We start from the raw sequence: 1,494 nt of genomic DNA, 5'->3' as shown, positions 1-1,494 counted from the left end.
GATTGGTTCGGCGAAGTAATGATGCAAGTGGGCTTCACATCAACAATGATAGCGCTACAATCAGCGAATATCAATATATCAGAAAGTTTTGAGCGTATAGAAGAATTCAGAGACAACCCCCGCGCATTCGTTGAGTATATAGACAGGTATCTTTCAGCGCTATGGAAAGCGAAAGAACACGCGCAAGACATTGTGGAACTGGAGGAGGAGCGGGACAAGCTTGCACTCAAGTTGTATCTCGCACTCACAGCGCTTGAGAATTTGAAAAAGCAACGAGATGATTATTTCATGAAGGCGAGAGTGGCAATATCGAGCATGTGCCCAGAATGTTTGAGACGCTATACACTCGCCACAACATTTGCTGACATGACAACAATGAAAGAGAAAAAGAAGACGGAGGTGAAGATAACTGAATGACCGAAATAGAACCTTTTATAAGTGAATTTGCGAAAAGGAAGGGTATGGATGAAGAGAAAATAAAAAGATTATGGGAAAGCATCAACAAAGAAAAAGACGAAGATATTGAACGAATGAAGCGATACTTAACAAATGTAGTGGATCTCGCCGCGATAGCGAACGAGATGCCAGACGGGGCGAAAGAAGAAATTATGCAAAAAATACCACTGCTTGCTATGCCGCCGCAAAGCACGACAGACACAACGGGGCGATTTGCAAAACTTGCGGAGGACTTACTGACGTTTCGAGAGATGATGCGGCAGTTTGAGAAAATTTCGGGTGAAGACGGGAGCGAAAGTGAGAAGGAGAAGCTACTGGAGGAGATACAGAAACTTGAGAGGAAAATATTTGAAGCGGAACAGGATGAACGGTTCAGTGAACTACACGAAAAGCTCGAACGACTTGCTGATACGATAGAGGACTTGAAGAGAAACGATCACCACGAAGAAGAGAAAAAAGACGTGGTGGATAGTTTTTTGGAGAGCCTTGAAGAAGTTGAACAGAAAAAGCGCCGCTTCAGGGAATTGGGGCTTTTGCAGGACGAGAAAGAGAAACAAGTCCCTATTGAAGAAGCAGAGAAAATACTGAGGGAGCGAGGCTACAAGGTGGAGCGCCCCCGCAGTGTAGAGGAAATGGAACAGTTCTTTGAACAGAGATTGCAAGAGAAGGAGGAGGAAATCAAAAAACGAATTCAGGAAGAGGAAGAGCGGAAAGAGCGGAGGATGCAGATGATGCTCGACTTGGGCACGACGATTGTGGACGGCATCCTGAGTGCGGCAGGTGCGGGCGCTGGAGGCGAGGCGATACAAAAATTTAGGGAGGCGATACGATCTGCTACACCCACCGAAGAGGCGAAATGACTGAGAACGGTAATAAGATTGAAGAACACCAAACGATAACAGCGCGGAAGATAGCAGCGATAGCATCAAAACTCCTGACCCTCGCCCTATCACGATTAGTTGCCCTTCTTTCCGCCGAGTGGGGGCGCGAGGTCTCGGTGGAGGAGGCGGTGGATTTTCTTGAGAAGAACCACCAAAT

3 protein-coding genes are annotated in these 1,494 nt (G+C 46.6%); all 3 read left to right on the top strand.

What is annotated here, in order from left to right; all coding sequences use genetic code 11:
• On the top strand, window positions 1–417 hold a 417-nt coding region (locus tag J7J01_10755; protein MCD6211337.1), incomplete at its 5' end, for a hypothetical protein.
• Window positions 414–1,316 (top strand): hypothetical protein, encoded by a 903-nt coding sequence (locus tag J7J01_10750; protein MCD6211336.1) that lies wholly within the window; start codon window positions 414–416, stop codon window positions 1,314–1,316. The genes J7J01_10755 and J7J01_10750, both read left to right, overlap by 4 nt.
• The coding region (locus J7J01_10745; protein MCD6211335.1) for a hypothetical protein at window positions 1,313–1,494 on the top strand (182 nt) is incomplete at its 3' end. The genes J7J01_10750 and J7J01_10745, both read left to right, overlap by 4 nt.

Source organism: Methanophagales archaeon (genome assembly GCA_021159465.1).
GTDB lineage: Archaea > Halobacteriota > Syntropharchaeia > Alkanophagales > Methanospirareceae > G60ANME1.
Note: the sequence above shows the minus strand (reverse complement) of the source record. Positions and strands in the feature narration are given on the sequence as shown.

What these genes read in the sequence shown, in the direction of transcription:
- J7J01_10750 (MCD6211336.1), top strand. Translation starts at nt 414, where the DNA reads ATGACCGAAATAGAACCTTTTATAAGTGAATTTGCGAAAAGGAAGGGT.